The 26,530-nt window shown below is 42.3% G+C and carries 25 protein-coding genes; 15 read left to right on the forward strand and 10 right to left on the reverse strand.

The window, feature by feature from the left end:
• Position 1 precedes the first annotated feature (1 nt).
• Complete coding sequence (glyS, locus tag J8L97_RS14145) at positions 2–2,071, forward strand: glycine--tRNA ligase subunit beta (RefSeq protein WP_211050534.1); 2,070 nt, start codon at positions 2–4, stop codon at positions 2,069–2,071.
• A gap of 116 nt (positions 2,072–2,187) precedes the next feature.
• Positions 2,188–2,631 carry a hypothetical protein gene (locus tag J8L97_RS14150; protein ID WP_211050535.1) on the forward strand — a complete coding sequence of 148 codons (444 nt, stop codon included), beginning with the start codon at positions 2,188–2,190 and terminating at the stop codon, positions 2,629–2,631.
• A 301-nt stretch (positions 2,632–2,932) separates the two neighbouring features.
• Here the strand turns inward: J8L97_RS14150 and tusA are convergent, their stop codons facing one another.
• From tusA to fadB, 3 genes are all read right to left on the reverse strand, one after another.
• Positions 2,933–3,172 (reverse strand): sulfurtransferase TusA, encoded by a 240-nt coding sequence (gene tusA, locus J8L97_RS14155; protein WP_211050536.1) that lies wholly within the window; start codon positions 3,170–3,172, stop codon positions 2,933–2,935.
• A gap of 188 nt (positions 3,173–3,360) precedes the next feature.
• The gene (gene fadA, locus J8L97_RS14160; RefSeq protein WP_210997990.1) at positions 3,361–4,527 is read right to left on the reverse strand and encodes an acetyl-CoA C-acyltransferase FadA; all 1,167 of its coding nucleotides are present in this window, start codon (positions 4,525–4,527) and stop codon (positions 3,361–3,363) included.
• A 10-nt stretch (positions 4,528–4,537) separates the two neighbouring features.
• Positions 4,538–6,700, reverse strand: a complete 2,163-nt coding sequence (gene fadB, locus J8L97_RS14165; protein WP_211050537.1) for a fatty acid oxidation complex subunit alpha FadB — start codon at positions 6,698–6,700, stop codon at positions 4,538–4,540.
• Positions 6,701–6,973: 273 nt separating this feature from the next.
• On the opposite strand from fadB, the gene J8L97_RS14170 reads away from it, so the two are divergent.
• The 5 genes from J8L97_RS14170 to J8L97_RS14190 all read left to right on the forward strand — a co-directional run bounded on the left by J8L97_RS14170 (position 6,974) and on the right by J8L97_RS14190 (position 13,350).
• Entirely contained in the window at positions 6,974–8,860 is a 1,887-nt protein-coding gene (locus J8L97_RS14170) for a transglycosylase SLT domain-containing protein (protein ID WP_211050538.1), read from the forward strand.
• A gap of 107 nt (positions 8,861–8,967) precedes the next feature.
• Positions 8,968–10,290, forward strand: a complete 1,323-nt coding sequence (gene pepQ / locus J8L97_RS14175) for a Xaa-Pro dipeptidase (protein ID WP_211050539.1) — start codon at positions 8,968–8,970, stop codon at positions 10,288–10,290.
• A gap of 71 nt (positions 10,291–10,361) precedes the next feature.
• A complete protein-coding gene (locus J8L97_RS14180; protein WP_211050540.1) occupies positions 10,362–10,976 on the forward strand; it encodes a YigZ family protein in 615 nt (204 codons plus the stop codon).
• Positions 10,977–11,026: 50 nt separating this feature from the next.
• On the forward strand, positions 11,027–12,478 hold the full coding sequence (locus tag J8L97_RS14185) for a TrkH family potassium uptake protein (protein ID WP_210997978.1): 1,452 nt from the start codon (positions 11,027–11,029) through the stop codon (positions 12,476–12,478).
• A 188-nt stretch (positions 12,479–12,666) separates the two neighbouring features.
• Complete coding sequence (locus J8L97_RS14190; RefSeq protein WP_211050542.1) at positions 12,667–13,350, forward strand: flagellar brake protein; 684 nt, start codon at positions 12,667–12,669, stop codon at positions 13,348–13,350.
• Between the two features lie 17 nt (positions 13,351–13,367).
• Here J8L97_RS14190 and trkA read toward each other — a convergent pair whose 3' ends face one another.
• The 4 genes from trkA to def are packed head-to-tail and all read right to left on the reverse strand — an operon-like array spanning position 13,368 to position 17,534.
• Positions 13,368–14,744, reverse strand: coding sequence for a Trk system potassium transporter TrkA (trkA, locus tag J8L97_RS14195; protein ID WP_211050543.1), 1,377 nt, complete (start codon positions 14,742–14,744; stop codon positions 13,368–13,370).
• Positions 14,745–14,760: 16 nt separating this feature from the next.
• Positions 14,761–16,047 carry a 16S rRNA (cytosine(967)-C(5))-methyltransferase RsmB gene (gene rsmB, locus J8L97_RS14200; protein ID WP_211050545.1) on the reverse strand — a complete coding sequence of 429 codons (1,287 nt, stop codon included), beginning with the start codon at positions 16,045–16,047 and terminating at the stop codon, positions 14,761–14,763.
• Entirely contained in the window at positions 16,047–16,991 is a 945-nt protein-coding gene (gene fmt / locus J8L97_RS14205) for a methionyl-tRNA formyltransferase (RefSeq protein WP_211050547.1), read from the reverse strand. The genes rsmB and fmt overlap by 1 nt, the downstream gene beginning before the upstream one ends.
• 33 nt (positions 16,992–17,024) lie before the next feature.
• Complete coding sequence (gene def / locus J8L97_RS14210; RefSeq protein WP_192509196.1) at positions 17,025–17,534, reverse strand: peptide deformylase; 510 nt, start codon at positions 17,532–17,534, stop codon at positions 17,025–17,027.
• A gap of 118 nt (positions 17,535–17,652) precedes the next feature.
• On the opposite strand from def, the gene J8L97_RS14215 reads away from it, so the two are divergent.
• The 6 genes from J8L97_RS14215 to hemF all read left to right on the forward strand — a co-directional run bounded on the left by J8L97_RS14215 (position 17,653) and on the right by hemF (position 22,544).
• Positions 17,653–18,774, forward strand: a complete 1,122-nt coding sequence (locus J8L97_RS14215; protein WP_211050550.1) for a LysM peptidoglycan-binding domain-containing protein — start codon at positions 17,653–17,655, stop codon at positions 18,772–18,774.
• 28 nt (positions 18,775–18,802) lie between these two features.
• Complete coding sequence (dprA, locus tag J8L97_RS14220; RefSeq protein WP_211050554.1) at positions 18,803–19,894, forward strand: DNA-processing protein DprA; 1,092 nt, start codon at positions 18,803–18,805, stop codon at positions 19,892–19,894.
• 2 nt (positions 19,895–19,896) lie between these two features.
• On the forward strand, positions 19,897–20,370 hold the full coding sequence (locus tag J8L97_RS14225) for a DUF494 family protein (RefSeq protein ID WP_192509199.1): 474 nt from the start codon (positions 19,897–19,899) through the stop codon (positions 20,368–20,370).
• Between the two features lie 96 nt (positions 20,371–20,466).
• Positions 20,467–21,036, forward strand: a complete 570-nt coding sequence (locus J8L97_RS14230) for a type I DNA topoisomerase (protein ID WP_211050555.1) — start codon at positions 20,467–20,469, stop codon at positions 21,034–21,036.
• Positions 21,037–21,056: 20 nt separating this feature from the next.
• A complete protein-coding gene (locus J8L97_RS14235) occupies positions 21,057–21,617 on the forward strand; it encodes a Sua5/YciO/YrdC/YwlC family protein (RefSeq protein ID WP_211050566.1) in 561 nt (186 codons plus the stop codon).
• Positions 21,618–21,623: 6 nt separating this feature from the next.
• Positions 21,624–22,544 carry an oxygen-dependent coproporphyrinogen oxidase gene (gene hemF / locus J8L97_RS14240; RefSeq protein WP_211050556.1) on the forward strand — a complete coding sequence of 307 codons (921 nt, stop codon included), beginning with the start codon at positions 21,624–21,626 and terminating at the stop codon, positions 22,542–22,544.
• 72 nt (positions 22,545–22,616) lie between these two features.
• Here the strand turns inward: hemF and J8L97_RS14245 are convergent, their stop codons facing one another.
• Entirely contained in the window at positions 22,617–24,224 is a 1,608-nt protein-coding gene (locus tag J8L97_RS14245) for a methyl-accepting chemotaxis protein (protein WP_211050559.1), read from the reverse strand.
• A 105-nt stretch (positions 24,225–24,329) separates the two neighbouring features.
• Positions 24,330–24,779 (reverse strand): group II truncated hemoglobin, encoded by a 450-nt coding sequence (locus J8L97_RS14250; protein ID WP_211050560.1) that lies wholly within the window; start codon positions 24,777–24,779, stop codon positions 24,330–24,332.
• 30 nt (positions 24,780–24,809) lie between these two features.
• Between J8L97_RS14250 and aroE the strand changes: the two genes are divergently transcribed.
• On the forward strand, positions 24,810–25,628 hold the full coding sequence (gene aroE, locus J8L97_RS14255; RefSeq protein WP_211050561.1) for a shikimate dehydrogenase: 819 nt from the start codon (positions 24,810–24,812) through the stop codon (positions 25,626–25,628).
• Positions 25,629–25,630: 2 nt separating this feature from the next.
• Complete coding sequence (locus J8L97_RS14260; protein ID WP_211050562.1) at positions 25,631–25,873, forward strand: DUF1488 family protein; 243 nt, start codon at positions 25,631–25,633, stop codon at positions 25,871–25,873.
• On the opposite strand, the gene J8L97_RS14265 is transcribed toward J8L97_RS14260, so the two are convergent.
• The gene (locus J8L97_RS14265; RefSeq protein ID WP_211050564.1) at positions 25,859–26,389 is read right to left on the reverse strand and encodes a gamma carbonic anhydrase family protein; all 531 of its coding nucleotides are present in this window, start codon (positions 26,387–26,389) and stop codon (positions 25,859–25,861) included. The genes J8L97_RS14260 and J8L97_RS14265 overlap by 15 nt on opposite strands.
• Between the last annotated feature and the right edge of the window lie 141 nt (positions 26,390–26,530).

Consider the following 26,530-nt stretch of genomic DNA (forward strand, 5'->3'; position numbering starts at 1 on the left):
AATGTCGACTGAAAATCTATTAGTAGAAATTGGTACTGAAGAGTTACCACCAAAAGCATTGCGCAAGCTTGCACAAGCATTTGCTGATAATATGTCAGCAGAACTGACATCATTAGAATTAGGCTTTCATCAGGTCAATTGGTACGCGTCACCACGCCGCTTGGGTGTGCAAGTGTCTGCATTAGAAACCCAGCAGCAAGATAAAGTTGTGGAGAAACGTGGCCCTGCTACTAAGGCTGCTTTTGATGCTGAAGGCAATCCGACCAAGGCAGCACAAGGTTGGGCACGAGGGTGTGGTATTGACGTCAGTGAGGCTGAAACACTAGAAACGGATAAAGGTGCATGGTTATTACATCGTGCGACCGTATCTGGCAAACAGTCAGTTGCACTACTTGCGGATGTTATTGCTAAAGCACTTGCTAAGTTACCTATTCCAAAACCCATGCGCTGGGGGGCCAATAAGACTCAGTTCATTCGCCCGGTACATACTGTGGCTGCCTTACTCGGTAGTACACAGGTCAGCGGCGAAGTACTGGGTAAATCAATTAGTAATGAATTACAAGGTCACCGTTTTCACCATCCAGCACGTGTATCAATTAAGCATGCCGATGATGCATTTGAGGTATTGAAGGGGGCGTATGTGATAGCTGACTATGACAAACGCAAAAACCTGATCCGTGAGCAGATAGAAGCAGCCGCTAAAGAGGTTCATGCGCAAGTGGCGATGGATGAAGATTTACTTGATGAAGTGACTTCATTAGTTGAATGGCCGGTAACATTAACAGCCTCATTTGAAGAAGCCTTTTTGGATGTACCATCAGAAGCCCTGATCTACACCATGAAAGATGACCAAAAATACTTCCCGTTGTTAGACCAAGACGGCAACTTAATAAACAAGTTCCTGTTTGTGTCTAACATTGAAAGTAAAGATCCAAATGTCGTTATTGCCGGTAATGAAAAAGTGGTTCGCCCTCGTTTAGCCGATGCGCAATTCTTCTTTGAGACGGATAAAAAGAAAACACTTGAAAGCAGGTTAACCTCGTTAGAGTCTGTATTATTTCAAAAGCAACTAGGTACGCTTAAAGATAAGTCTGAGCGTATTGCGGCTTTAGCAGGTTATATTGCTGAGCAAGTTGGCGCTGATAAAACGTTGGCAGAGCGTGCAGGTCTTTTGAGTAAAACTGACTTAATGACTGAAATGGTCATGGAATTTACGGATGTGCAAGGCGTGATGGGAATGCATTATGCACGCATTGACGGCGAAGCGGAAGATGTGGCATTAGCACAGAATGAGCAATATATGCCGCGTTTTGCGGGGGATGCATTACCGTCAAACCCAATTAGCTATGCGGTAGCACTTGCTGATAAGTTCGATACGCTTGTGGGTATTTTTGGGATAGGTCAAGCACCTAAAGGAGACAAAGACCCATTTGCACTTCGTCGTGCAGCCATTGGTGCATTGCGCATCATGGTTGAAAAAGAGCTGCCGTTAGATATTAATGACATCGTAGCGAAAGCAAAAACCCTCTTTGCTGATAAGTTAAGTAATGACCACGTGGCAGAAGATGTCCTCGAATTTATGCTAGGTCGTTTTCGAGCATGGTACCAAGACGAAGGTATAAGTGTGGATGTTATTCAAGCGGTACTGGTTCGCAAACCAACATCGCCTATTGATTTCGATCGTCGTGTTAAAGCCGTTAGTCATTTTAGAGCTCTCTCTGAAGCGGATGCTTTGGCAGCCGCGAACAAGCGAGTGAATAATATCTTGGCTAAAAACAACGTCACCAGTGACGCACAAGTTAATGATGCACTATTAGCTGAACCCGCTGAGCAAGTATTAGCACAACAAGTGAGTGCTCTGACCGTTGAGTTGGCACCTGTGTATGCGGCAGGTGACTATCAACATGCATTAAGTCGTCTTGCAAGCTTGCGCGATGCCGTCGATGACTTCTTTGATAACGTAATGGTGATGGCGGATGATGATGCGGTTAAAAATAACCGTTTAGCATTACTCAGCCAGCTTAGTCGCTTATTCTTAAACACTGCAGATATTTCTGTATTACAAAAATAAGTAATTTGTTACGTTAAAAGCCAGCAATAAGCTGGCTTTTTTATTACCATATGCACTGTTATACGGTATAGCGTGTACTTACTTATTATTTAAATCGAAGACACTGGAGTTGTAATATGAAAAAGCTCAGTACAGTTTTATTAATGCTGTTATTGTCAGCTTGCGCAAATCAGGTACGAATTACAGACTCTCAGCAAACAAATACGACAGTAGCTCAAGAATTAAATAGACCGATGTACTTACGAGGTGATTTTACCTTGTGGGATGCGGAATCGCATTATATGCTGCAAGAGTCGAAGAAAGGTGTATATTCAGTCAAAGCGAAGTTTATGACGCCTGGTAAAGTATATGAATTTAAACTTGCGGATGATGCATGGTCAAAAGGGTTTAATTGCGGGTATAAAGTACAGGGGACATTGCGGTTAAATCAACCTCAATTAGCAGACTGCGATACAGTTTATAATTACTTTAACTTTATGCCGAAAAAAAAGGGTTGGTATAAGATCACGCTAGACTATTCTGATAATCGATCGCCTAAGGTGATGATTAAAAAAGAGTAAAATGTACGGTATATTTTACTCTTTCTATTTACTAATGGTATTTATTAATAGTATTTACACTTTATTTCGCATGATCCTCTCATGCCTTGGGTGCCGTTAAATACGCGGTTTTCACCTGCGCCAGCTACCAAATGTGTTTGGTTATTACTAACTTGTTTGTTGTTTAAGTGTTTAAGTGTTTAAGTTTTTGAGTTTTTAAAGTCAATTTCATTTTTAACTGTCCTTATGTTATTTATGAAAGATTCCCAATATTTGGGAAATTAAATTTAGCATAATCTTTCTTTGAGAGTCAAGGATTAGGCTAGCAGCCTTTTTTTAACAGGTATTTATAGGGTGCTTCGGCAGTTTCTTGGGCAATTAAGGTATGATCCATAAACTCACAAAAGCTGGGGATATCACGGGTTGTTGATGGATCATCAGCGACAATTAAGAGTGTTTCACCGGTATTCATTTTTCTGACCATACCGCGGATCATCATCACAGGCTCAGGGCAGCGCAGGCCAATGGCATCTAACGTATGGTCTGGGTTTGAAAATGGCATGAGTTAACTCGCTTAGCTGACACTGAATGATTTTGTGCGCTATTTTAACCAGTGTTTTTAGACAAATAAACCACCCCTTAGAAAAAGCTGAAAATAAATGGGTTTACCATTATATCAGCACGAAAAAAGGCAAAGCGATGTGCTCACTTTGCCTTTGTCACCAAGTTGAAAGGGTTTGTCGGTATTGTCTACTCGACGCGCTCAAATACGGTCGCAATGCCCTGGCCTAAACCAATACACATTGTGGCTAAACCATACTTTGCGTTTTTGTCTTCCATAATATGAATTAGGGATGTACTAATGCGTGAGCCAGAACAGCCAAGCGGGTGACCTAAGGCAATGGCGCCGCCATTAAGGTTTACTTTTTCGTCCGCGACGTCTAATAAACCTAAGTCTTTTAATACCGGTAATGATTGTGCAGCAAATGCTTCGTTTAATTCGGCTACGTCAATATCATCAATGCTTATTCCGGCCTGCTTTAGCGCCTTTTTACTTGCTGGAACTGGACCATAACCCATGATGGATGGATCACATCCAGCCACCGCCATTGACTTTATTCGTGCGCGAATAGGCAACCCCAGTGCTTTGGCTTTTTCTTCGCTCATTACCAACATGGCGGAAGCCCCATCAGATAAGGCAGATGAAGTACCCGCTGTCACAGTACCTGATGCTGGATTGAAAACAGGGCGTAATTGACCCAAACCTTCTACGGTTGTTTCTGGGCGAATGACTTCATCATGCTCGACAAGGACTGGCACGCCATCGTCATCGTGACCTTGCATTGGTAATATTTCACGGCTAAAGCGGCCTTCAACCGTCGCTGCATGCGCACGTTGGTGTGAGCGATATGCAAAGTTATCTTGCTGTTCACGGCTTATGCCATGCAGTGTTGCTAAGTATTCTGCGGTGAGACCCATTACACCAGATGCTTGGGCAATCGACGTTGATAACCCTGAATGAAAGTCAACACCATGCGTCATAGGAACATGGCCCATATGCTCAACGCCACCAATAAGGTAAGTGTCACCAGCACCGGTCATAATTGCCCTTGCAGCATCGTGCAAAGCTTGCATTGAAGAGCCACATAAACGGTTTACGGTGACCGCAGGTACTGAATGAGGAATACCAGCCAGTAACGCTGCGTTACGGGCAACATTAAAGCCTTGCTCTAATGTTTGCTGGACACAGCCCCAATAAATATCATCAATAGATGCAGGGTCTACAGCAGGGTTACGTTCAAGTAAGCCCTTCATTAAATGTGCACTTAAATCTTCAGCACGACGATGTTTAAATACGCCATTTTTAGACCGACCCATAGGGGTACGCAGACAATCGACGATTACAGCTTGTTGCATTGCAGACATATTATTGACCCTCCACTGAATAGAACACTTTACCTTGTTTTGCCCACTCACGGGTTTGTTCAGACACTTGGTAAATGGCACCTAGGTGCGCATATTTATCTGCCATTGTAACAAAGTTAGCCAGTCCCACTTGATCCAAGTAACGGAATGCACCGCCTCTAAATGGTGGGAAACCAATACCGTAAATCAGTGCCATATCTGCTTCTTGTGCAGAGGCAACAATTTCTTCTTGTAAGCATAGTAAGACTTCGTTCAGCATCGGCACCATACAGCGTTCAATGATGGTTTGTTTGTCGAACTCTTTGGGTGATTCACAGATACTTGCTAGTAATTCAAGGCTTGCAGCATCTTTAGATTTTTTCAGACGACCTTTTCTGTCTGGTGCGTACTGATAAAAGCCGGCTTTATTTTTCTGACCATAACGTTCTGCATTCGCCAATACGGCAACGGGATCTTTTTCTTGGCGTGCCATGCGCTGTGGGAAACCATCCGCCATAACACCAGTACAGTGATTAGCAGTATCAATACCTACCACATCGAGCAAGTAAGCGGGGCCCATCGGCCAACCAAATACGTTTTCCATCACTTTATCTATTTTACTAAAGTCGGCGCCTTCAACCACAAGTTGACTGAAGCCTGCAAAGTAAGGGAATAAAACCCGGTTTACAAAGAAGCCGGGGCAGTCATTAACAACAATAGGTGATTTACCAAGCTTTAAGGCATAATCAACCACCGCGTTAATGGTTGCATCAGAGGTTTTGCTACCGCGAATAATTTCAACCAATGGCATCTTTGGCACTGGATTGAAAAAGTGCATACCACAGAAATCTTCTGGACGTTTTAGCGCAGTTGCTAATTCGTCAATACAAATGGTGGATGTGTTTGACGTTAATATAGTGCCTTCTGGCAGCTGTTCTTCAAGACCGGCTAGCACCGTCTGTTTTACCTTCGGGTGTTCTACGACCGCTTCAACCACAATATCAGAATTGGCTAAATCACGATCGTCAAGCGTTGGTTTTATTTTACCAAGTGTTGCGACCATTTTATCCATGGCCATATGACCACGTTTTACTTTTTTACCAAGAATGGTGGCCGCTTCATTCATGCCTAAATCAAGCGCCGCTTGGTTGATGTCTTTCATGACAATCGGTGTGCCTTTATACGCAGACTGATAAGCAATGCCTCCGCCCATAATGCCCGCACCGAGTACCGCAGCTTGTTTGATCTCAAGTTGTGATGCTTTAGCTTGCTTTTTAGCAACGCCTTTGATGTATTGGTCTGCTAAGAAGATACCGGTTTGTGCGGCAGCTTCCGCTGTTTTCGCAAGCTTGGCAAAATTGGCATTTTCAATGGCCATTGCTTCATCGCGAGTGCTATTTGCGGCTGCTTTAATGGTTCTTACTGCCATAACTGGCGCTGGGTAATGACCTTTGGTTTTACCCATTACCATGCCTTCAGCCATCGCAAAGCTCATGCCTTGCTCTACTTTATTTAGCTTCAATGGTGAAAGTTTTACTTGGCGCTTAGATTGCCAGTCGAGTTTACCTGCTACAGCTTGTTCTAGTACGCGAATAGCCGCATCGAATAGTTTTTCTGGTGCAACCACGCCGTCTACCGCACCAACCTTTAAGGCATCATTGGCACGGTGTTCTTTACCTGTCGTTATCCAGGTCATGGCGTTGTCAGCACCAATAATTCTTGGTAAACGTACTGTGCCGCCAAATCCAGGCATGATCCCAAGTTTGACTTCAGGTAAGCCAATTTTTGCTGAGGTACTGGCTAAACGAAAGTCAGTAGCAAGTAACCACTCACACCCACCACCAAGCGCTAAACCATTGATGGCAGATACAGTAGGAAACGGTAAATCTTCGATGGCATCAAATACATCGGTTGCGTCTTTTATCCAGCCAATAAGTTCTTCTTCTGGGCGCTGGAAGGTCGGTAAAAATTCAAATATATCAGCACCAATGATGAAGTGATCTTTATCACTGGTAAATACCATTGCGTCTATATCGTCACGTTGACGTAATTCGGCAAATGCGTTTGCGCACTCTGATAGGGTTTGTTGAGATAGTTTATTGACCGAACCTGGCATACAAAACCTAAATTCAGCGATTTTGCCTTTGCAGAAATCAACAACAAAGGACTCACTCTTATATAACATGCTTGTTCTCCCGTGTAGTAACACTGGTACGATGAGTTGCTATTTCACCCAGTTTGGCCGCTTTAAATAAAAATTGCAATGAAAAATTTATGCTGTATTTCTCATCTCCTTAAAAAGCGTAAATTTTGATGCTAAGGTGGAGATGTTGATTTTATTCACCTTCAGTATAGATGTGCGCAGTCACTATACTGTGGAATTTTTAGATAATTACTGTATTACAAAAGCATGTGTGGTACGTCCGCATATTATTTTACTTAATCAATTTAGGTCATTATGAAATCATGGATCTTGAGTGTTGCTGCTACCAGTCTTGGGCTATTTAGCTGGTTTTCTTGTGCAGATGACACTCATAAAGCATTTAAAGCTGCTGAGCGAATTGCTTGGTCTGGACAGCACAAGGCGTTTAAACGGTCCTTACAAACGCTAAATCATCCGTTAAAACCGTATGTGGAACTGGCTTTTTATAAACGTAATAGCAAGCTAAAGTATCAAGCGGAAATTGCGCATTTTCTTAGTGTGTATGATGGTACTCCCCTAGAGTGGCCGGTGCGTTCTAGTTGGCTAAAGTACCTGAAAAGGCGAAGTAAAAAAGCGTTATTCGTTGAGTATTACCAGCCTACTAAAGATGCAGAGTTGCACTGTAGCTATCTAAAATATCAGCTAGATTTAGGCGCGCCAAAAAAAGCCATTTTAAATCAGGTCGAACCACTTTGGGTCGTGGGCAAATCCCAGCCTCGTGCGTGTAATAGCTTATTTAAGCAATGGCAAAATGCAGGATATAGAACCGACGACATGGTATGGCAGCGAATTACCAAAGCTGCGCAAGGGGGGCAAACATCATTGCTACGTTATCTAAAAACCTTGTTACCAAAGGAGCAGGCGTACCTAGCTGATTTATATGCGACCGTTAGGCGGGATCCAAGTGCTGCTGCGGGGTTATACCGATTTAAAAAGCGCTCCATAAAAGAGGCTGAAATTGCAATTTATGGCGTACGCAGATTAATTTGGCGGGATCAGAAGTTAGCGCTCAAAGCTTGGGATAAGTTGCAAAAAATGTTTCCTTTCACGCAATCACAAAAAGACAGCGTCGCATATCGTTTTGCTCTTGCATTGGCATCGAAAGGCCACCCACAAGCGCGATTTTGGTTGAATAAAGTTCCGTCTGAAAACCAAGATAGTAAATTAAAGCAATGGATGATGGGTAATATGCTCAAAGAGCAGGATTGGGCAGGGATCACGGCTTTGTTTACACCCATGAAAAACTTAAGTAACGGTCAAACGTATTGGTTAGCATATAGTCATGCTCATCGCGGCAACGAATCCAAAGCAAAGCAATTGTGGCAAAGTCTTGCTGTTAAAAGAGATTACTACGGTTTTTTAGCAGCAGAACGGCTTGGTTTACCTATATCTCTTAACGCTAAGCCCTTAGATGTTTCTCCTGAATTATTGATTAAAGTGTCAGAAGCGCCCGGTTTTAAACGTGCAAAAGCACTCTATGAAATGAAACGTTATACTGAAGCGAGGAGAGAGTGGAACTATTTGACGAATACATCGAGTATACCAGAGAAATTAGCAGCCTCTACATTGGCCGCTGATCTTGATTGGTATGATAGTACTATTTATACATTGGCAGAAATCAAAGCATGGGACTATGTCGATTTACGTTTCCCACTTGCGTATCAAGATTTATTTAATCGTTACAGTGAAAAGAGCCATATTGATGTGGCTTGGAGTATCGCGGTTGCGCGTCGTGAAAGCTCTTTTGCCCCTGATGCGCGCTCTCATGCTAATGCCTATGGGTTAATGCAATTGCTACCTAGCACTGCGCGTTATGTAAGTAAACAACGCGTTTCTAAGACAAAGCTATTTCAGCCAGTTACCAATATCCGTTTAGGGACTGACTACTTAGAGTATTTAAAAAAGAAGAATGGTGGAAATGAAATACTGGCTACTGCATCTTATAATGCGGGATATCACCGTATTAAAAAATGGTTGCCAGATGAAGCGATGCCTGCAGAGTTGTGGATTGAATTGATCCCATACAAAGAAACGCGTGATTATGTTAAAAATGTCTTTGCTTACCGCCAAGTTTACCACACTAAAATGGGTCGCGATGGTAATGTATTGGCACCAATCTTGGATATGAAAATTGGTGGCTGAGTCGAATCAAGTATTACCACAGAGTCAATCTAGCGACTTCGCTGGATTGGCTTTTAGCGCTTATGATAGACTGGATTTATTGGTAGATTAAACTTAATGGGTACACCATGGAACAATTAGCACAATATTATGCTGAGCATATTGCAACGTTACAGCAGCGCACAAAAACAATCGTAGAACGTGAAGGATTGGAAGGGCTTGTGATCCATTCAGGTCAAGCTAAACGTCAATTCTTAGATGATATGTATTATCCGTTCAAGGTAAACCCACAATTTAAGGCGTGGCTACCGGTAATAGATAACCCCCACTGTTGGTTAGTCGTGAACGGCACAGATAAACCAAAGTTGATATTTTATCGTCCGGTTGATTTTTGGCATAAAGTACCAGATGAGCCGAGCGATTTTTGGGCTGATTATTTTGATATCGAATTATTATTAAAACCTGATCAAGTTGAAAAGTTTTTACCTTATGATAAAGCCGGTTATGGATATATCGGTGAATACTTAGAGGTTGCACAAGCGCTCGGGTTTACACAAATGAATCCAGAGCCAGTGATGAATTATCTGCATTTTCATCGTGCTTATAAAACACAGTATGAGTTAGTGTGTTTACGTGAAGCAAACCGTATAGCTGTGCTTGGTCACACTGCAGCAAGAGACGCTTTTTATGCAGGGGCATCCGAGTTTGGTATTCAGCAAGCTTATTTGAATGCAACATCACATATGGAAAATGATACACCGTATGGCAATATAGTGGCACTAAATGAAAATTGTGCAATTTTACATTATACCCACTTTGATCGTCAGGCACCTGCGCAACATCGATCATTCTTAATTGATGCAGGCGCAAACTTTCATGGCTATGCATCTGATATCACACGTACCTATGATTATGCTAAACAAGGACAGTTTGCCGATTTAGTGTCAGTCATGAATGAGCATCAAATCGCATTAGGTAAGGCATTACAACCAGGAAAACTCTATGGTGAACTGCATATTGATTGCCACAATCGTGTTGCCCAAGTCTTAGCTGACTTTAATATTGTAAAGCTACCAGCAGAAGACATTGTTACTAAAGGTATTACGTCAACGTTTTTCCCTCATGGTTTAGGTCATCATCTAGGTCTGCAAGTACACGATATGGGTGGGTTTATGGCTGACGAGCATGGTACCCATCAAGATCCACCTGAAGGTCATCCGTTCTTGCGTTGTACTCGTAAAATTGAAGCCAATCAAGTATTCACCATTGAACCTGGGTTATATTTCATTGATTCATTATTGAGAGATTTAGCAGACACAGACAATAAGCAGTACATCAATTGGGACAAAGTAACAGAGTTAAAACCTTTTGGCGGTATTCGAATTGAAGATAACATCATTGTGCATGATGACCAACTAGAGAATATGACACGAGATTTGAACTTAGATTAAGGTTATGCAAGTTTAAATTAGAATGAGGGAGCATAAAGCTCCCTTTTGTTGTTAAGGTACACAATTATTGTATGTCAGAATATTACATCCCGAGTGATACATTAAAGTTCCAAGAAGAAATTAAAAAAAGTACGTTTATAGTGCATATTGCACATACGCCAACGCTTGACGATGCTAAAGCATTTATCAAAAAAATAAATGAGGACTACCCTGATGCGCGACATAATTGTTGGGCGCATGTTGCGGGACAGCCAGGAGGTAGTCATGTTTATGGGTTTTCTGATGATGGTGAGCCGAATGGGACCGCAGGTAAACCGATGCTGAATGTACTAACTGGCTCCGGGCTTGGAGAAATCACGGCAGTGACGACACGCTATTTTGGAGGCATTAAACTTGGTACCGGTGGACTAGTACGTGCGTATGGTGGGTCGCTAAATAATGCCCTTGCTGAACTCGAAACTCGCTTAAAAATACCTTCAATTATATTACAAGGCGAATCTGATTATGCCTTGCAAGGTATTATTGAACAGTACTTACAGTCACACTTTACTATTTTAGCGATAGATAAAGAATATAGTGCGTCGGTTTGCTGGAAAATTAGTATTGATCATCGTCAGGCGCGCCAAGCTCAACAAGAAATTTTTGATTTAAGTAACGGTGTAGTTGAGTTAACTATCAAAGAATAAGACAATTGGTGCTAAATTAGTTCTAATAATCAGAAAAAGCGAAAAGCAGCATGCAATTTCGTACCATCATTAAAATTCTTGGCCAGCTGGTGGCATTGTTTAGTATTACTATGGTACCACCAGCTTTGGTGTCATTGATCTATAAAGACGGTGGTGGTGTACCATTCGTTTTAGCCTTCGTATTTAGCATTGTGATAGGTATGTTGGCATATTATCCTAACCGTAAAGAGAAGGGGGATTTAAAGGCAAGAGAAGGCTTTTTAATCGTTGTACTATTTTGGCTGGTGTTAGGGTCATTTGCATCAGTCCCGTTGATCTTTTTACAAACACCGAGTTTGTCTCTAGCTGATGCGGTATTTGAAGCGTTTTCGGGGCTTACCACGACAGGCGCAACGGTGCTGACTGGCATCGAACACTTGCCTAAGTCGGTATTGTTTTATCGACAACAATTGCAGTGGCTTGGTGGTATGGGGATCATTGTTTTGGCTGTGGCTGTGTTACCCATGCTCGGCGTGGGTGGTATGCAGTTGTATCGAGCTGAAACTCCGGGACCGGTAAAAGATTCGAAAATGACACCTCGAATTGCCGATACCGCAAAGCACCTTTGGTATATTTACGTATCGCTTACTGCTGCATGTACGGTTTCATATTGGGCAGCAGGAATGGGGTGGTTTGATGCGATTTGCCATGCTTTTTCCACGATAGCGATTGGCGGGTTTTCTACTTATGATGCGTCGATGGGATATTTCGATAGCCCCTTAATTAATTTTATTTGCGTGGTATTTTTAATCATTGCTGCGATAAATTTCTCATTGCATTATGCGGCCGTATCAAGTCGAAATGTACGGGTATATTTGCGCGATCCTGAATTTAAAGTATTTCTTTTTATTCAGTTGGCTTTGGTCGTGTTATGTTTTGCGGTACTGTCGTCAAATCAAGTATATGTTAATGGCGATGAAACATTAGATCAGGCGTTGTTCCAGGCTGTATCCATTAGCACGACAGCTGGATTTGCAACCGATAACTTTTCTGCTTGGCCATTATTTTTACCAATATTACTGATTTTTTCTAGTTTTATTGGTGGATGTGCAGGATCTACTGGCGGAGGGATGAAAGTAGTACGGGTGTTTTTGCTGTACCTTCAAGGCGTGAGAGAGCTCAATCGATTGGTACATCCTCGCGCTATTTATTCAATTAAGCTAGGTCGAAAAGCATTACCAGACAAAGTAGTTGAGGCTGTATGGGGGTTCTTTTCAGCCTATGCATTGGTATTTGTAATTATCATGATTGCACTACTTGGTACAGGAATGGATAACATTACAGCGTTTTCAGCAACGGCTGCATGCTTGAATAATTTAGGACCTGGGTTAGGCGAAGTCGCGGCACATTATGGTGATATAACAGACACTGCAAAGTGGATATTGACAATTGCGATGGTATTTGGTCGATTGGAAATATTTACTTTATTAGTTTTATTTACCCCAACATTTTGGCGTGGGTAATGGTATTAGGTGATACTTGGACTTCAGTATCACCTGTCTTTCTCTTACGTTATTCTAAGCATGAATATGCGGTTCTCAGCTTGCATTTAAGTAAATATCGGTTTTTAATTGAGGCTTATATAATAGGTATATACTTATTTCTTGGACTGAACTGTGTGGTTTAGTCATTATATTAGTAAGGTTGAGTGATGTTAAAAACCAGCGCCGCAGGAAGCGGACACCATATTGCGCAGATCCCAGCTGGTAGTGTGATAGATGTTGAAGTGATCATGCCGGCAGGCTCAAAGCGTTTAAAAACGGAATTTGTCGGTCAGTTGGATGCACAATTCTTAGTGCTGAACTTTCCTAGCTCTAAACGCCTCGGTGCAGCAGTTGATTATATTAAAGAAGGGACACAGGTCATTGTTCGCGCATTATTAGAGCATGGAGAAGGCCAGGTCATCGCTTTCAAAACAACAATTAAAGCAATGACTTCTCACCCTGCGCGACTGATTTTTTTAATGCCTCCTAAACAAGTACAAACGTACTGCTTGCGTGCTCAAACACGTGTGCCGACCTTGATCCCTGCGGTGATAAATTTAGCTGATCATTCTTGTGTTGGGGTGATCAAAGACATATCGTTATCTGGGTTACAGTTTGATATTCACCATGAAGATGGTAATGACTCTGAAAATATGAAAGAGCAAGACTGCAAAGTCTTACTTGAAGGGAAGAATAATCAACAGATCACGTTATCAGGCTCAATTTGTAGCTTGCATCCTCAAGATGACACAATTGCCCTTGGTATTAGACTAACAGGAGAGCAAAACACCATGGAAAGTATTTTAAAAGAGTACTTGATTGATTTAACAATATTTCATGAAGAGCAATAGGCAATAAATTGAGTGCGCTAGACGAATAGCGCACTCACCTGGAATAACTTCTCAACTACGCTAATTTGACGCTTATCAATTAAAAACATGATGACATGGTCACCTGATATAATTACGGTGTCATCGTGAGCAATAAGCACTTCATCATCTCTTACGATGGCACCAATGGTTGTGCCCATAGGAAGCTTAATCTCCCTGATAGAGCGACCCACAACTTTCGAGGTTGTTTCATCCCCATGTGCTACGGCTTCAATTGCTTCTGCAGCACCTTTACGTAAAGAATATACATTTACAATGTCGCCACGACGTACATGGGTTAGTAGTGCCGAAATAGTGGCTTGCTGCGGTGAGATCGCGATGTCTATTTCGCCGCCTTGTACTAAATCTACGTAGGCACCACGTTGAATTAACACCATGGTTTTTTGTGCCCCCATACGCTTAGCTAACATCGCAGCCATGATATTGGCTTCATCGTCATTAGTAACGGCTATAAACGCATCAACTTGTTCGATATGTTCTTCTGACAATAGCTCTTGATCAGACGCATCTCCACAAAACACCACTGTATTATCTAACATTTCTGATAGCTGCGCAGCTCGGTTATGGTTTCTTTCAATCAGTTTTACACTGTGATTTTTTTCAAGTGAACGTGCTAATCCTGCTCCAATATTGCCGCCGCCCGCAATCATAATTTTTCGATATGATTGTTCTAATTTTTGTAATTCGTTCATTACGGCACGAATATGCTTGGTTGCGGCAATGAAGAATATCTCATCGTCTGCCTCGATAACCGTTGTGCCCAAAGGCTTAATTGCTTTGCCTTGACGGTAAATTGCGGCAACACGGGTATCAACATTTGGAATATGCTCTTTTAAAGCGGATAGGGCGTAACCTACCAATAATCCGCCGTAATATGCTTTCACCGCAACCAATGACAACATCCCGTCAGCAAACTGCAAGACCTGCAGTGCACCGGGATAGTCGATTAAGCGGCGAATATATTTAGTCACGAGCTGTTCTGGCGCAATATAGTGATCAACAGGCAAGTCGTCATTATGAAAGAGCTTTTCTCGGTATTTCAAATATTGTTCAGAGCGGATCCGAGCAATTTTCGTCGGCGTATTAAAAATACTATAAGCAACCTGACAAGCAACCATATTGACTTCGTCTGAGCTGGTTACCGCGATGATCATATCGGCATCTTCGGCTCCTGCTTGGCGTAAAACATCAGGGTGGGCACTGTGCCCAGTGACCCCCTGCAAATCATATTTGTCTTGTAACTCACGTAGCCTATCGCCGTCAATATCCACAACGGTTATTTCGTTTTGTTCACCTACGAGGTTTTCTGCCAGTGTACCGCCAACTTGCCCTGCACCTAAGATAATGATCTTCATAGTTTATGACTTATTGTTATTGTTTTTTTGTGAGTTTGGCATAATAAAAACCATCACTTAAGCCGGGTAACAATTGCATACCTGGTTGTTCAGGTGTGTCATTATCATGCAAGGGATGATGTATTGCATCATTGGTTTGTGTAATAAACTGTGCTACTTGCTGTGCATTTTCTTCAGGCAATACGGAGCAAGTTGCGTAAATTAATGTGCCTCCGGGCTTTAACAGTGGCCAAATATTTTTCAAGATAGAGGCTTGTAACTCGGCAAGGTCATCTATGTCGGTTTTACGACGCAGCCATTTTATGTCGGGGTGACGGCGGATAACCCCCGTAGCTGAACATGGCACATCCAACAAGATGCGGTCATATGGTGTGCTATCCCACCATGTATCTGGTGTGGATGCGTCCGCATGAATGCATTCTGCGCGCAGTCCGATGCGCTTTAAATTTTGTTCCACTCTTTCTAGACGTTGGTCATCGGCATCTAATGCATGCACGCGAGCATCGGCTAACTCAAGTATATGGCAAGTTTTACCACCAGGGGCGGCACAGGCATCTAAAATTAAGTCATCATCTTGTGGGTCTAATAGTCTGGCGGCAAGCTGCGCAGCCGCATCTTGTACAGAGCAAGCACCTTCTCTAAAGCCCGGCAAGGTGAACACATCACACGGTTTATCGAGGAGTATGCCGTCTTGGTACTGTGCGTCCATACTGTGCTCAATACCATCCTCATCCAGCATCTCACTGTACTCAGCAGTTGTGTAGTGCTGTTGATTTACGCGCAACCACATTGGTGCTTGTTGTTGATTTTCATCTAATATATCTTGCCATGTATCAGGGTATGTAGCTTGTAATTTTTTGATAAACCAGCCTGGGTGGTTGAATTGGCATACGGGAATTAAATTTGCGCTGGCCTCTAACTCTGCTTGCTGGCGTTGGAAAGTACGTAAAATAGCATTGATTAATCCTTTTAAACCAGGCGCCCGCATTGACTCGACCGCGGCGACGGTTTCAGCCACTGCTGCATGCTCAGGTACACGCATATGTTGCAACTGGTACATTCCTACATATAAGACGAACTGGTAAACACGGCGTTTACCTTTTAGTGGTTGCTCTAGTAATTGCTGGCAGTAGTGTTCTAGAGTGGGTAAGTATCTTAATACGCCATAGCAAATCTGTTGCAATAGGGCTTTGTCTTTCCCGTGTACCTTTTGCGCTGCAAAAGGTAATTGTGTATTGAGAGATTGACCTTTATCGACAACTTGATACAACACTTCAGCTGCGAGTGCACGTACGTTCGCCATTATTGACCTACCTTAGTGCCAGTGGTAACCCACTCAGCACGACCATTAAGAAAATCTTGTGCTGACATGGGTTTTTTACCTTGTGGTTGTAACTGAGTAATTGCTAAAGCTTGTTCGCCACATGCGATGACAACGCCATGTTTGTCACTACGAAGAATTGTTCCTGCATCACCTTGTTCATCGAGCACGGTTGCTTGCCAAATTTTAACCGCTTGTTCCTGCATGACAGTAAAGCAAACAGGCCAAGGGTTGAATGCTCTGATATTACGTTCGATTTGTACTGCGGGCATAGTCCAATCTATATTCGCTTCATCTTTAGAGAGTTTTTTTGCATAGTTAGCAAGGTCATCGTTTTGTTTGATTGGTGTTGCTGTGTCGCTCATCAATAAGTTAAGTGTCTCTAGCAATGCCGACGGGCCCAATTCAGCTAATTTATCATACAGGCTCGCACTGGTGTCTTGCGCTGTGATTGGGCAAGTCGCAATATACAGCATATCACCGGTATCTAAGCCTTCGTCCATTTGCATTATTGTGACACCCGTTTCAGAATCTCCAGCCCATAACGCTCGTTGAATTGGTGCAGCACCACGCCAGCGGGGTAAAATAGAACCATGTACATTCAGGCAGCCGAGCTTTGGTGTGTCTAAAACGGCTTTAGGCAATAATAAACCGTACGCGACGACTATCATTATATCGGCATTAAGCGCTGCCAATTCCGCTTGTGCCTCGATAGACTTAAACGTTTCAGGTTGAAATATGGGCAGATCATGTTCCATGGCAAGTAACTTTACTTCACTTGCTTTTAATTTTTTGCCGCGACCAGCAGGGCGGTCGGGCATACTATAAACACCCACAACATTATGTTGGGAGTTGATAAGGGCATTTAAATGGCGCGCGGCAAAATCGGGCGTACCGGCAAAAACGATGCGTAGTGGTGAGGTCACTGAGTTATCCAATGCAAATTTAATTAAAAAGAGTTAAGCACGTGAAGCAAGTTTGGCTTCTTTTTCTAGCTTTTTACGAATACGTTGACGTTTAAGTGGTGATAAATAATCGATAAACAATTTGCCCACTAGATGATCAAGTTCATGTTGCGTACAAATAGCCAATAAGCCATCGGCTTGGTAATGAAACTCTTCGCCTTTTTCATTCAGAGCCTTAACTTTGACACTTTCTGCACGGTCCACTTTTGCATAAGAATAAGGTACTGACAAGCAGCCCTCTTCACTAATAGTAGCACCTTCTTTTTCAAGGATCTCCGGATTAATTAACACCATTGCTTGATCGCGTTCTTCAGAAACATCGATCACGACGATTCGTTTATGAATGTTAACCTGAGTGGCAGCTAAGCCAATGCCATTTTCGTCATACATGGTTTCAATCATGTCTTTTACTATTTGACGAATTTCGTCATTTACTTCAGTCACAGGTTGCGCCACAGTGCGTAAGCGTTCATCTGGAAATCTAAGTACTTCTAACTTTGCCATGGTTACCTTTTACAGTTGAGCTAAAAATGCGATATTGTATGTTCTTATTTTAGCCATTCACGTTCCCCTTTAACAGGTTTTGGTTGATAATATCTAAAAATAACTCAAGGAAGCCGTAATGAAATACCCAATTGCTGCGCTATTCATGGCCATGAGTGCCTCATTCTCTATATTGGCAGATACTTTAAATCTAAAATCGAGTGCGCCAGAGCAATATACTGTTAAAAAAGGCGACACGTTATGGGATATTTCTAACTTATATTTGCGTTCCCCTTGGAAATGGCGTCAGTTATGGCAATGGAATCCGCAAGTGAATAATCCGGATCGCATCTACCCAGGTGATGTTTTGGCATTACAATATGATGCTGAAGGGCGTCCGATGCTCATGTTAGATAAAGGGGTAAAAAAACTCTCACCACATAGTCGAGTGACTGTGCAAAAAAGCACCGCAATACCGACTTTACCGCTGGCGATGATTGAACCATTTATTGAATATGAACAAGCTCTAGATCAAGATGCATTGAATAGCAGTCCTATTGTTTTGGGAGCCAGTCGTAATGTGAAGATGAGTACGCTAGGTCATATCTTATACGTTAAAGGTTCTCTTCCGTTATCGGCAAATTATGGTATTTATCGTCAAGGCGAACCTTATATAGATTTAGCGACGGGCGCTACATTAGCCTATGAAACAAAGTTGGTTGGCTCCGCGCGGGTAATACGGGTAGGTAATATTCAAAATGGTGTTCCATCTTCTGTGGAAGTTGAAATGATCAAACAAGAAATTAAGCCTGGGGATGTGCTTTTACCTATTTCAAAAGGGCAAAGCTATTCGGCGCAATTTCATATGGCGAAACCTAAAAATATTGATGCGGGGATGATCATTGCTAGCACCAATAAGTTACGGGAGTTTGGTACGACGGCTGTTGTGGTGCTCAATTTAGGACGTAATGCAGGGCTTAAAGAAGGGCATATTCTTGATATTAAGAAACAATCACCTACAGTTATTGAAGGTAAACATGGTCCTCGCTACGTTGAAGATGCGAATAGCTTGGAAAAGTTTATGAAAAGTGTCAGAGAGCTGTTTGGGAAAGGTAATACAGAGAATAGTGTTGTTTGGACTATGCCTAAGGAAAAGGTAGGAGAGCTAATGGTGTTTAAAGTGTATGACGACATTAGTTATGCAATGGTTATTAAATCGATACATCCAATTCGAGTTGGAGATACTGTTAGCGCAGAATAACTTTACTCGAATGCTCTAAGGAGGGAGCATGTCGCAATTGTCACTATCGCGCTGTATGGCGCTATATTTATGCAAAGGACTCGGTCTATCTAGTATTAAGGCCCTAATGGATCATGGTGATTTGAATCACCTGTTTAATTTAAATATTGATGAACTAAAAAACCTAGGATTAGCAGAATCTGTAGCCGTACAACTTGTGAAAGTTGACTGGCAATATATCGATGCACTTATTAGTCATTGTGAAACTTTATCTATAGCGATTGTGTCATATTTTGATAGTCGCTACCCCCCGCTATTGAAACAGATATGCACAGCGCCTTTACTTCTATTTTGTCGCGGAAATATTGATTTACTCGTAAAGCCACAGGTTGCGATTGTAGGGAGTCGCAGTGCGACCGCTACCGGGTTAGAAATTGCTGCTGAATTTTCTTATCAGTTAACGCAATCAGGCTTGGTTGTGACCTCAGGCTTAGCGCGAGGTGTTGATGGTGCAGCACACAAAGGTGCGTTAGCGCATTTGGGTGAGACAATCGCAGTGCTGGGTACTGGAACCGATATAATTTACCCCAAACGACATCAGCAGCTTTATCAGCAAATCATTGAGCATGGGCTAGTGGTAAGTGAGTTTTTACCAGGCACGCAGGCCAAAGCATGTAACTTCCCTCGTAGGAATCGAATTATATCCGGACTTTCTTTAGGTGTACTTTTGGTTGAAGCTGAAATTAAGAGTGGTTCATTGATCACAGCGCGTTATGCGTTGGAACAAAACCGTGAGGTATTTGCTATACCAGGGTCTATTAAAAACCCACTCTCACAAGGGTGTCATTTTTTACTAAAACAAGGCGCTAAGCTTACGGAGCATGTGAGTGATATTCTAGAAGAAGTGAGCTTTTTGCCGGAAAACAGTCTATATACTATAGAGAGTATGGCTAAGAATGATACCTCACAGGAGGATTGTCGCGTATTACAAAACTTAGGCTTTGAGGTAACCAGTGTAGATACCTTGACGCAAAGAACACAATGGCCAGTTGAAAAAGTCGTCGCGCGATTATTAGATCTAGAGTTAGAAGATAAAGTAGAGCGCGTATTGAACGGCTATATCAAATTAGCAAGGGGTTAGTTATGTTTGATATTTTAATGTACTTATTTGAAAACTATATCCACAGCGAAGCAGATATTTTTGTTGAGCAAAATGAATTAACTGACGAATTGTTACGAGCAGGGTTTAACCAAGATGAAATTTATAAAGCATTAGATTGGTTAGAACAGCTGGCTGATCTTCAACACAGCGATGAGATCCCTTATTTAAATGCCACGGCAGATCAAGCCGTACGGATTTATACAGAGAAAGAATGTCAAATGTTAGATGTTCAATGTCGAGGGTTTATTATGTTTGTTGAGCGTGTAGGGGTGATTGATAGTATTACACGTGAAATGATTATTGATAGGTTATTTGCTTTAGAAAAACCGTATATTGGTCTTGATGACTTAAAATGGGTTATTTTAATGGTGTTGTTTAATGTGCCAGGTAAAGAACATGCCTATGCGCAAATGGAAGATCTTATTTTTGATGAGCCAACTGAGTATTTACATTAATATGTGAGGGTTTCTCGATGGAATGACTATAACTCCTTGACCCAAGATGTGATGGAGTTATATTAGGCGCAATTACGTGCAGCCTCAGTAGGTACTATGACCAAAATTGACCCTTCGCTTTTCAATGCACAACAGCATGCATTGGACAAAGAACATGAGCCTTGCCCCGAGTGTGGTTCTGAATTAGTCATGAAGCATAGTAAAAATGGACCATTTTTGGGCTGCACGAGTTATCCTACCTGTGAACATATTACACCGTTAGTCCAGCACGATAATCATGACATTAAAATTCTAGATGAATCGCCTTGCCCTGAATGTGGCAATCATTTAGTGATCCGTAATGGTCGCTATGGCATGTTTATAGGGTGTACTGGCTATCCGCAGTGCAATTATATCGTGCACGATGAACAAGAAGAGCAGCCAGAAGAGGTTGGGTGCCCTAAATGTCAGAAAGGGCAGTTAGCTAAACGTAAAAATAAGTTTGGTAAGTTCTTTTACTCCTGCGATTGCTACCCCAAATGCAAATATAGCGTGAATCAGCAACCAGTCGTACATACTTGCCCTGAATGTGGTTGGGGAGTCATGTTAGAAAAGCAAAGGGCAGGAAAAGCTGTGTTACAATGCCCGCAAAAGTCCTGCCAGCACAAAATAGAGAAACCGCAGTGAGTAATTCATCTGAAAATGCGATGTCAATAGAGCCTAATAATGTTGTTCAAGCTTTAACACAAGGCCAAGTGATATGTTATCCAACAGAAGCCGTATTTGGCTTAGGTTGTGATCCTGATAATCAGAATGCTGTTGAAGCATTGTTAGCCATCAAGCAAAGAGATGTTGCTAAGGGGCTGATCTTAATTGCTGATAACTATAGTCAATGCTTACCGTACGTAGATGATACGAAAATTCCAATGGATATGCGTGCTGATATTTTTTCTTCTTGGCCTGGGGCCGTAACATGGGTGCTACCAGCTAAAACAAGTACACCTAAATGGTTAACGGGGGTGCATAGTACTATTGCTGTGCGTGTCACAGCTCACCCGGCAGTGAAAGCACTGTGTCAGCAATTTGGCAAGCCGCTGGTGTCAACAAGTGCAAATCTATCAGGCCAAGAACCTGTGGCAAGCTTAGAGGAAGCGAAGCGGGTATTTACCACGCAAGTTGGTTTCTATGTTGATGCGCCGTTAGGTGGAGCAAGTGCTCCGAGTCAAATAAAGCATGCACTGACTGGTGCGGTATTAAGAGGGAGCTAATTGTAGATGGCCAATGTTAATTTAGAGACGGTAAAAGCTTTTTTATTGTCATTACAAGATCATATCTGTGCAGGTTTAGAACAAGCAGATGGGCAAGCCAAATTTGTTGAAGATGAATGGCAGCGAGTAGAAGGAGGGGGCGGAAGAACGCGGGTTATTCGCGATGGCGCAGTTATAGAACAAGGGGGCGTTAATTACTCACATGTTTTTGGTAAATCAATGCCAGCATCTGCCACGGCGCATCGGCCTGAACTCGCTGGTAGAAGTTTTCATGCGTGTGGAGTGTCTTTGGTTATTCACCCAAAGAACCCTCATATACCGACCAGTCACGCCAACGTGCGATTTTTCATTGCTGAAAAAGAAGGTGAAGCGCCTATTTGGTGGTTTGGTGGTGGGTTTGATTTAACGCCATTTTACCCTGTCCTTGATGACGTAAAGCATTGGCATCAGGTGGCAAAAAACTTATGTCAGCCGTTTGGAGACGAGATTTATGATGATTACAAAAAGTGGTGTGATGATTATTTCTATTTGAAGCATCGCCAAGAAACTCGTGGTGTGGGCGGCCTGTTTTTTGATGATTTAAATAAATGGGGCTTCGATAAGAGCTTTGCCTTTATGCAAGCGGTGGGTAATGGCTTCTTAGAGGCATATGTACCATTAATTGAACGTCGTAAAGAGACTCCGTATGGTGAGCACGAACGCCAGTTCCAACTTTATCGCCGTGGTCGTTATGTTGAATTTAACTTAGTTTGGGATAGGGGCACTTTATTCGGCTTACAAACTGGGGGGCGAACAGAATCTATATTAATGTCTATGCCACCGTTAGCACGTTGGGAGTATAACTTTACCCCAGAACCAGGTAGTGCAGAGTTTGCGTTGTACGATCATTTCTTAAAACCACAAGATTGGTTGGGTCAACAAAACTAAACTCAATTGTACTAAGAGATAAAAAAGGCACCAGTGATGGTGCCTTTTTGCTTAACATAGATCAGAATTGAGTTATTCGAGCTTAAAGCTCCGTACTTGCTCATCAAGTGAACGGGCAAGGTTTAGCAGCTCTTCACTGACATTTTTACTGGCATGAGCATCAATCAATGACTGTTCAGCATTATCTTGAATAGCAACCACACTTTGGTTTATCTCTTCAGCGGCTAAATTTTGCTGTTCTGTAGCATCCGCTATTTGCACATTAAGATCATTAATTCCATGCATTTGTGCAGAGATGTCTTTGAGTGCTTGCGCAACCTGTTTGACTTGTTGTGCGCGCTCGTCAGCTTCTTCACATGACGCATTCATTGCTTTTACTGTGTCAGCTGCTTCACTTTGCAACTTTTCAATGGTGCGTTTTATTTCATCTGTAGAATCATGGGTACGGGTTGCAAGGGTTCTGACTTCATCAGCAACCACGGCGAAACCACGACCGGCTTCACCGGCTCGGGCGGCTTCTATCGCAGCATTGAGAGCAAGTAGATTGGTTTGTTCGGCAATACTACTGATCACTTCTAGTACCTTACCGACTTCCAATGTTTGTGATTGCAGTTGGCTCACCTGCTCACCAGCTTGGCGAACATCCATAGCAAGTTGATTAATACTTTGCTCAGTATGATTGGCGATTGCCATGCTTTGTTCAGCAAGGTGATTACTGCTCTCTGACTTTTCTGAAGCGAAATGTGTGGTATTTTTAACTTCACTGGATGAGCTTTCGAGTTCATTAATGGCGGCTGCAACAGAGTCAGTGCCTTGCTTTTGATCTAAGATAGCGCGTTCAGTGGTATCAGCAGATGTATAAATGGTTTCAGCAGAGTGAATTAGGACTTTGGCTGAATGCGATACTTGCGAAATATTGTCAGTGAATGATGCCATCATTCTATTAAAGTTACAGGCCAAACGGCCGAGTTCATCATCAATCGTATCATTAATACGTAGGCTTAAATCTTTATTTTGAGTAGCTAAGCGCATGGTTTTACCTAAGGCTTTTAGCCTGACAATAAATAGCTTTCTGAATAACCCCCCCAGAATGATAAAGGTAAACAAGAAAATAGCAGAGAGTAAACCTGTACTGACTAGCGTGTTTTGGTGAACGGTGTTGTCTATGCCTGTAAGTGAATAACTGATACGCACTACTCCTAAAACGTCCCCTTCGTTGGCTTGATGGCAACCAAGGCAATTTGTACCTTTATAATCACTGCTTGCGATCATGGGTTTTAGGTAGGTCATGATCCGGTCATCATTACGCTGTTCAATAACGAGTGTTTCCGTGCCATTGAGTGCTGCAATTTCAGCTGCGTTACTCGCTGATTGATTATTATTGCCCGGCCCATAGAGTTTATTGACCTTTGCAGAGCGAATAATATGGGCATCTTCAATATTAGGGTGGTCACGCAGCTTGTTGCTGAGTATCTCTCTGTTTGCCATTGTCCCAGTGAGCATCATGGTATTTATTGAGTCGAAATAATTGTCTGCTAATAACCTAATATTGTTTTCAACAGTGTCTTGAGCAAGGGTTTGTTGCTGGTGGCTATTACTTAATATACTGGCGATCAGAACCAAAAGACCGGTAATTGCCAGTAAGGCATAAATTTTATGTTGAATAGATTTCACGCGCACCACTCATTCGAGAAAAACAGAAGGGTATTATGCGTGTTTTATGACGAGCTAAATTTGACTTAGCGCAATAAGTATTGCGCTAATTGCTACATTGATTAGGTATGTTTAGTGTTGATTTATCATATGACCTGCGAGCTGGTCGAGCGAATTACGCAAGCCTTCTCGTAATAATGGATTATCTATTTCTATATCTAGACTTTTATTCATACAGTGCATCCATTGGTCTTTGAGCGCAGTATCAATGGGAAAGGGCATGTGTCTTTGGCGTAATTTTGGATGACCATATTTCTCAGCAAACAAGTCTGGCCCGCCTAACCATCCAGAAAGAAACTCAAAAAATACCTGTCGGATCCTATCCAAAGGTTGCGGATGCATATCATAAAGTGGCTTTGCGTAAGGGTCTGATGCCATTATGTCGTAAAAACGATTGGCTAAAGCGCGCGCGCCTTGTTCACCACCAATGATTTCATAAGGGGTTTTCTCTGGGGTTGGATCGGGTTGCGCTGCAACTTTACTTGCATCTTTATTAAAGATGCGTTTAATTAACTGCTTCATGATTGTTGCTAACTTCTAGGCTAAAAATAAATGGATAAATACGCGGTGTTTGGGCACCCCATAAAACATTCGAAATCACCGGCTATTCATCAGCAATTTGCAAAGCAATGTGGTGATACGCTGACTTATGAAGCGATTTTAGCACCATTAGATGGCTTTCAATCAAGTGTTGAAGCATTTTTTTCTAGTGGAGGGTGTGGCGCTAATATAACCTTGCCCTTTAAAGAGCAGGCTTATGCGTTAGCTGATACGCTCACACAGCGGGCGAAATTAGCTGGTGCTGTAAATACGTTGAAACGTTTAGAGGATGGCCGATTGTTGGGCGACAATACCGATGGCGCAGGGCTAGTTAAAGACTTAATTGACCAAGGGGCACAGTTAAATGGCGTTCGGCTATTATTATTAGGTGCGGGTGGCGCGGCACGAGGTTGTATTTACCCTTTACTTTGCGCGGGTGTAAAGGAAATAGTAATTGCCAATCGCTCTGTTGAGAAAGCCACTATTTTAGCCAAAGAGTTTCACTCTTACGGCGCCGTTAGTAGTTATGCACTTGATGAAATTCCAAATGAGCGCTTTGACATCGTGATTAACAGCACATCGTTGAGTGTGTCAGGACAAGTGCCAAACATCGATGCTCACCTGATTGCGCAGTGTCAATTTGCGTATGATATGTTTTATGCCGATGAGAATACGAGCTTTTTAAAGTGGGTATCGCAATATAATGCGCAGTGTAAGTTAGTTGATGGTCTAGGGATGTTGGTCGGGCAAGCGGCTGAGGCCTACTTGTTATGGCGAGATACACTGCCAGATACAGAAATAGTGTATCAAGTTATGAGAGAAGCGAGTTAATAATGAATCAAGGTATTTTGTTTAATGATCAAATAGAGTTTGATGTGGTGTCATGTACGCTAACTTTTAATGCGATGGTCTTGGGTATGATAGTACCTTGCATTATTACTACACCTATAAATGAGCAAAGTAAGGCATTGGCCCATTTTGCTCAGCATCAATTTGACTATGAAATTCAAGCTGAGCAACTAATCGAGGATGAAGTGTATCAACCCGATGGCAGTATTAAATTAGCTTTCTTGTAAGTATTCATCTTTAAGCTGTACATAGTTTTGTGCGGATACAGCTAAAAAGGCAAGTTCCTCAGGATTTAATGGTCGAGCTTGCTTTACAGGACTGCCAACATACAAAAAGCCCCCTTGTAGGGTCTTGTTTGGTGGCACTAATGAGCCGCCACCAATGATCACATCATCTTCTACAATCACATTGTCCATAACTATTGCACCCATACCCACCAGAATTCGATTTCCTAATGTGCACCCGTGCAGCATAACTTTATGACCAACAGTGACATCATCACCAATGATCAATGGGTAGCCACTTGGGTTATTGGTCGTTGCGCGGGTTAAATGTAATACAGAACCATCTTGTACGTTAGTTCTCTCGCCTATTTTTATATAGTTAACATCACCCCTTGCGGCGACGAGAGGCCAAACACTGCTGTCTTTACCAATCGTGATGTTACCAACGAGTACTGCTGACTCATCTATATAAGTAGATTCATGAAGAGTGGGTGTGATCCCTTTATAGCTTCTTAGCATTTAAATGCCCCAGTTTGAGAGAGTATTCTAATAGGGCTAGTGTAAAACTAACTGCGTTGTTAGGCTATAGGTGATTTAAACATCGTATATCGTGCATAAAAGTAGCAAAAATAGAGCTTTCGTTTTAATTTTGCTCGAACA

The sequence above is a fragment of the Pseudoalteromonas sp. MMG012 genome (assembly GCF_018100875.1).
Taxonomy (GTDB): Bacteria; Pseudomonadota; Gammaproteobacteria; order Enterobacterales; family Alteromonadaceae; genus Pseudoalteromonas; species Pseudoalteromonas aurantia.

What these genes read in the sequence shown, in the direction of transcription:
- hemF (WP_211050556.1), top strand. Translation starts at nt 21,624, where the DNA reads ATGGCCAATGTTAATTTAGAGACGGTAAAAGCTTTTTTATTGTCATTA.
- J8L97_RS14230 (WP_211050555.1), top strand. Translation starts at nt 20,467, where the DNA reads ATGACCAAAATTGACCCTTCGCTTTTCAATGCACAACAGCATGCATTG.
- J8L97_RS14260 (WP_211050562.1), top strand. Translation starts at nt 25,631, where the DNA reads ATGAATCAAGGTATTTTGTTTAATGATCAAATAGAGTTTGATGTGGTG.
- def (WP_192509196.1), bottom strand. Translation starts at nt 17,534, where the DNA reads ATGGCAAAGTTAGAAGTACTTAGATTTCCAGATGAACGCTTACGCACT.
- J8L97_RS14170 (WP_211050538.1), top strand. Translation starts at nt 6,974, where the DNA reads ATGAAATCATGGATCTTGAGTGTTGCTGCTACCAGTCTTGGGCTATTT.
- J8L97_RS14265 (WP_211050564.1), bottom strand. Translation starts at nt 26,389, where the DNA reads ATGCTAAGAAGCTATAAAGGGATCACACCCACTCTTCATGAATCTACT.
- fadB (WP_211050537.1), bottom strand. Translation starts at nt 6,700, where the DNA reads ATGTTATATAAGAGTGAGTCCTTTGTTGTTGATTTCTGCAAAGGCAAA.
- J8L97_RS14190 (WP_211050542.1), top strand. Translation starts at nt 12,667, where the DNA reads ATGTTAAAAACCAGCGCCGCAGGAAGCGGACACCATATTGCGCAGATC.
- aroE (WP_211050561.1), top strand. Translation starts at nt 24,810, where the DNA reads ATGGATAAATACGCGGTGTTTGGGCACCCCATAAAACATTCGAAATCA.
- trkA (WP_211050543.1), bottom strand. Translation starts at nt 14,744, where the DNA reads ATGAAGATCATTATCTTAGGTGCAGGGCAAGTTGGCGGTACACTGGCA.
- J8L97_RS14150 (WP_211050535.1), top strand. Translation starts at nt 2,188, where the DNA reads ATGAAAAAGCTCAGTACAGTTTTATTAATGCTGTTATTGTCAGCTTGC.
- glyS (WP_211050534.1), top strand. Translation starts at nt 2, where the DNA reads ATGTCGACTGAAAATCTATTAGTAGAAATTGGTACTGAAGAGTTACCA.
- rsmB (WP_211050545.1), bottom strand. Translation starts at nt 16,047, where the DNA reads ATGGCGAACGTACGTGCACTCGCAGCTGAAGTGTTGTATCAAGTTGTC.
- J8L97_RS14180 (WP_211050540.1), top strand. Translation starts at nt 10,362, where the DNA reads ATGTCAGAATATTACATCCCGAGTGATACATTAAAGTTCCAAGAAGAA.
- J8L97_RS14250 (WP_211050560.1), bottom strand. Translation starts at nt 24,779, where the DNA reads ATGAAGCAGTTAATTAAACGCATCTTTAATAAAGATGCAAGTAAAGTT.
- J8L97_RS14225 (WP_192509199.1), top strand. Translation starts at nt 19,897, where the DNA reads ATGTTTGATATTTTAATGTACTTATTTGAAAACTATATCCACAGCGAA.
- tusA (WP_211050536.1), bottom strand. Translation starts at nt 3,172, where the DNA reads ATGCCATTTTCAAACCCAGACCATACGTTAGATGCCATTGGCCTGCGC.
- fadA (WP_210997990.1), bottom strand. Translation starts at nt 4,527, where the DNA reads ATGCAACAAGCTGTAATCGTCGATTGTCTGCGTACCCCTATGGGTCGG.
- J8L97_RS14215 (WP_211050550.1), top strand. Translation starts at nt 17,653, where the DNA reads ATGAAATACCCAATTGCTGCGCTATTCATGGCCATGAGTGCCTCATTC.
- pepQ (WP_211050539.1), top strand. Translation starts at nt 8,968, where the DNA reads ATGGAACAATTAGCACAATATTATGCTGAGCATATTGCAACGTTACAG.
- J8L97_RS14235 (WP_211050566.1), top strand. Translation starts at nt 21,057, where the DNA reads ATGTCAATAGAGCCTAATAATGTTGTTCAAGCTTTAACACAAGGCCAA.
- J8L97_RS14185 (WP_210997978.1), top strand. Translation starts at nt 11,027, where the DNA reads ATGCAATTTCGTACCATCATTAAAATTCTTGGCCAGCTGGTGGCATTG.
- dprA (WP_211050554.1), top strand. Translation starts at nt 18,803, where the DNA reads ATGTCGCAATTGTCACTATCGCGCTGTATGGCGCTATATTTATGCAAA.